Raw genomic sequence first — 3702 nt, forward strand, 5'->3', positions numbered from 1 at the left:
CCCGCCGCACAGGCGGGTTTTTCGTTTGATGCTCCGTCAGCCAATGCGCCGGCGAGGCTCCGAAGCAACCCGTTAAACCGAGTTCGTTGCCCTGCTGTGCGGTCGGATGCACTTGCACTTTCAGTCGATTTCCAACAGACTTGATGCACCAATTGTTCCAGGGCGAGCTTATGCGAAGCTACCTGCCATATGTCTTGGGCGCGGCGCTGGGATTGCTCGCTGCGTTCATTCTCTCCGCGGTTTCTGGCATCGGCGGCACCGCGCAGTTGCTTCTCTTCGGCGTGTTGCCTGCCATCGGCGGCGCCATTTGCGAGCGGGCCGTCAGTCGCAATCTACGCTCCTGAGAGCAGGCTCAGAGTTGCCTGGACGCCCAGAAGTCGAGGCGGCTGTCGCGCAACTCGCAAATCGACTTCAGCCGTTCCTTTTCGACGAAACGGACCATTCCGGAAAAAATACGGCCTGGCAGTGAAGGCCCGGCATAAATCATGCCGGTGTAGAGCTGGACCAGATCAGCACCCGCACGGACCTTGTCCAGCGCCGTATCGGCGGAATCGACGCCGCCGACGCCGATGATGGCGCGGTCCGGTCCGAGCAGCTTGCGCATCTTCGCCAGCACGATGGTCGAACGCTCGAACAGCGGCTTGCCGGAGAGTCCCCCGGTCTCGCGCGCGGTGTCGCTACTGCGCAACGGCGGTCGGGAGATGGTGGTGTTGGAGACGATGACGCCGTCCACCTGCTTTTCGGTGACCTCGGCGGCGATGTCCTCCAGCTCTGCCTCGACCAGATCCGGCGCGATCTTCAGGAACACTGGCGGCTGCGCCGTTGCCGTGGCGCGCGCGGCCATGACCCGCGACAAGAGCTCGCCAAGCTGCTCGCGCGCCTGCATGTTGCGCAGGCCCGGCGTGTTGGGCGAGGAGATGTTGACGGTGAGATAGCTGGCGTATTGCGCAAACCGGGCGACACCGCGCTCATAGTCGCCGATGCGGTCGCTGCTGTCCTTGTTGGCGCCGATGTTGACGCCGACGATGCCGGAGCGGCCCTTACGTGCGGCAAGGCGCTTTTCGGCCGCTGCATGGCCTTCATTGTTGAAGCCCAATCGGTTGATCACCGCATCGTCGGCAGTCAGCCGGAAGATACGCGGCTTCGGATTGCCGGCCTGCGGCAACGGCGTGATGGTACCGACCTCGGCGAAGCCAAAGCCCAGGCCAAGCAACGCGTCCGGAACCTCGGCGTTCTTGTCATAGCCGGCCGCCATGCCGATCGGATTGGGGAAATCGAGGCCGCAGACGCTGACCTTCAGCCGCGCGTCGAGCGTCGTCCGCGCACCGACCGGCAGGCCGCATCGCAGCGCCGCAATCGACATGCCATGCGCGGTTTCCGGATCGAAGGCGAACAGCAGCTTCTGGCCGAGCCGGTCGAGCACGCTCATTGCCCCTCCAGTGCCGGGAACTGGTGCACACCATCGGCGCCAAGCGGCAGCGGCCGGACCCACAGCACGGCCTTGAGGTCCAGCGGGCCATAAAGATGCGGAAACAGCGCGCCGCCGCGCGAGACCTCGTATCTCAGCGCAGCACCCAGGCCGGCGCCGTCGATGGCGACCAGCAGAAGGTCCGTCTGGCCGGCAAAGTGCTTTGCCGCCGTTTCCCTGACCTGTGCTGCCGTTGAGAAATGGATGAAGCCATCGGCGACATCGATCGGCGCGCCGGTGAAGCGACCATGCGTTTCGGCCTCGCGCCAAGGCGCTTGCGGGGTTATCTTGTAGATAATCTGAGACATGGTTGCGCTATAGTCCGAACCAGCCATTCGGGAAAGGCCACGCCAAGGGTCTTCCCCATTTCCGGCGCAAACATGCGATATCTGAGGCCTTGGCCATGGAGGACAACATGCGTCTGCAGCACATCTTGATCCCCGCCGCGCTCGTTTCGCTGGTCGCGGCTTCAGCTTATTCGGAAGAGACCGACCGCTACCGCCTGGAAAAGTCCGATAGCGGCTTTGTCCGTATCGATACGCAGACCGGCGCCATGTCGATTTGCGAGGAACGTTCGGGCCAGCTCGTCTGCAAGATGGCGGCCGACGAACGCGCTGCTTTCCAGGACGAGGTCGACCGCCTGCAAACCTCGATGAAGGCGATGGACGAGCGCGTCACCAAGCTCGAGAATTCGCTCTCCGCCCGCCTCGAATCGAAACTGCCGAGCGAGGAGGATTTCAACAAGACCATGAGCTACATGGAGCGCTTCCTGCGCGGCTTCATGGGCATCGTCAAGGATATGGACAAGGACGACGGCGCCCAGAAGACCTGAGCGCTTCAACCAGGGGAGGCGGCGCGCTGGCTTTGCCGCTTGAAAACAGCGCGCAGCCCCTCATAATCGTCCAATTGAACCCGAAAAGCCAAAAATCATCGGGGATTTGGGGAGGGACATTTGCCGGCAGGCTATTCTTTCGTCATCGCCGACGATCACCCGCTGTTTCGCGGTGCGCTGCGCGAAGCGCTCGCCGGCATCGGCAACGTCGCCGCCATCCATGAAGCCGGCGATTTCGAGAGCGCCAAGGCGCTGGTCGTGGCCAACGAGGACGTCGATCTGGTGCTGCTCGACCTGTCGATGCCGGGCGCCAGCGGCCTGTCCGGCCTGGTCTCGCTGCGTGGCATCCATCCGGCGGTGCCGCTGGTCGTGGTGTCGGCGCATGACGATCCGGCGACCATCAGGCGGGCGCTCGATCTCGGCGCTTCCGGCTTTATCTCCAAGTCGGCCAGCATGGAGGAGATCCGCAGCGCGGTGCAATCGGTGCTTGCCGGCGACATCGCAGCACCAGCCGGCGTCGATCTCGGCATCGAGCGCGATCCCGAAATATCGGACCTCATCAAGCGGCTGCAGGCTCTGACGCCGCAGCAGACACGGGTGCTGGGCATGCTGGCCGAGGGCCTGCTCAACAAGCAGATCGCCTATGAACTCGGTGTATCGGAGGCTACCATCAAGGCGCATGTCTCCGCCATTCTGCAGAAGCTCGGCGTCGACAGCCGCACGCAGGCGGTGATCCTGCTGTCCAAGATCGGCAGCGATCCGCTGCAGCCGGCGGGTTGATCGCCAGGGCGCCTGTTCAATCAGAATAGTGTTCAATCAGAGCACTGAACCTCCGTCCGCCGCACCGGCCGGCCGTTGAAGCTTGCGAAACTGATGGCGGCCATGATCCAGACGCCGATCCCGCCATAGAGCATGACCCAGCCAAAGCCGTTGCGTAGCGCATCCTGGGCGACGGTCCCGGCGAGCCCGGAGATGGGGTTTCCAGCAGCGATAGCTTCGGCGAGAAGACGCAATTGGGCAGTGTCGAGGTCGGGCAGCGCATGCCCCAGATGCGCCAGCACACCGCTGGCCAGGATGAAGCCCATCACCGCGATGTTCAACGCCAATGAAACCATGCGCGCGCTCATGTCGATGCCGGAGGCCATGCCGGCGCGATCGCTCGAAACGGAACCCGTCGTCGTGTTGGTGACAGGTGTGTTGGTTATTCCCAGACCCATCCCCGCGATCAGGCAGCCGGGCAGCATCGTCAGCCAGTCCGGTTGCGCGGCGGCGCTGCCGAATTTCATCAGGATGAACCCGACGCCGATGATGACGAGGCCCGCCGGAATGATGATGCCGGGCCGATAACGCAGCGAAAAGCGCTCTGCCAACGGCGGCAGCACAAGCGTCGGCAGCGTGTAGG

The 3702-nt window shown here is 63.6% G+C and carries 5 protein-coding genes and 1 pseudogene; 3 read left to right on the top strand and 3 right to left on the bottom strand.

Annotated features, from left to right (window positions below; all coding sequences use genetic code 11):
- Nucleotides 1-143: 143 nt before the first annotated feature.
- On the top strand, nucleotides 144-344 hold the full coding sequence (locus EOB59_RS35355) for a hypothetical protein (RefSeq protein WP_127408637.1): 201 nt from the start codon (nucleotides 144-146) through the stop codon (nucleotides 342-344).
- Between the two features lie 8 nt (nucleotides 345-352).
- Here the strand turns inward: EOB59_RS35355 and EOB59_RS24850 are convergent, their stop codons facing one another.
- Both EOB59_RS24850 and EOB59_RS24855 read right to left on the bottom strand, forming a co-directional pair.
- Nucleotides 353-1429 (bottom strand): quinone-dependent dihydroorotate dehydrogenase, encoded by a 1077-nt coding sequence (locus EOB59_RS24850; protein WP_128289460.1) that lies wholly within the window; start codon nucleotides 1427-1429, stop codon nucleotides 353-355.
- Nucleotides 1426-1776: a DUF952 domain-containing protein gene (locus EOB59_RS24855; protein ID WP_063173552.1), complete on the bottom strand. Its 351-nt coding sequence runs from the start codon at nucleotides 1774-1776 to the stop codon at nucleotides 1426-1428. The genes EOB59_RS24850 and EOB59_RS24855 overlap by 4 nt, the downstream gene beginning before the upstream one ends.
- Before the next feature lie 107 nt (nucleotides 1777-1883).
- On the opposite strand from EOB59_RS24855, the gene EOB59_RS24860 reads away from it, so the two are divergent.
- The gene (locus tag EOB59_RS24860) at nucleotides 1884-2300 is read left to right on the top strand and encodes a hypothetical protein (protein ID WP_127266720.1); all 417 of its coding nucleotides are present in this window, start codon (nucleotides 1884-1886) and stop codon (nucleotides 2298-2300) included.
- Nucleotides 2301-2420: 120 nt separating this feature from the next.
- Nucleotides 2421-3080 (top strand): response regulator transcription factor, encoded by a 660-nt coding sequence (locus tag EOB59_RS24865; protein ID WP_023813893.1) that lies wholly within the window; start codon nucleotides 2421-2423, stop codon nucleotides 3078-3080.
- A gap of 32 nt (nucleotides 3081-3112) precedes the next feature.
- On the opposite strand, the pseudogene EOB59_RS36660 reads toward EOB59_RS24865, so the two are convergent.
- Nucleotides 3113-3702: pseudogene (locus EOB59_RS36660) on the bottom strand (MFS transporter); the annotation flags it as partial.

The organism is Mesorhizobium sp. M7A.F.Ca.MR.176.00.0.0, from assembly GCF_004023165.1.
Taxonomy (GTDB): Bacteria; Pseudomonadota; Alphaproteobacteria; order Rhizobiales; family Rhizobiaceae; genus Mesorhizobium.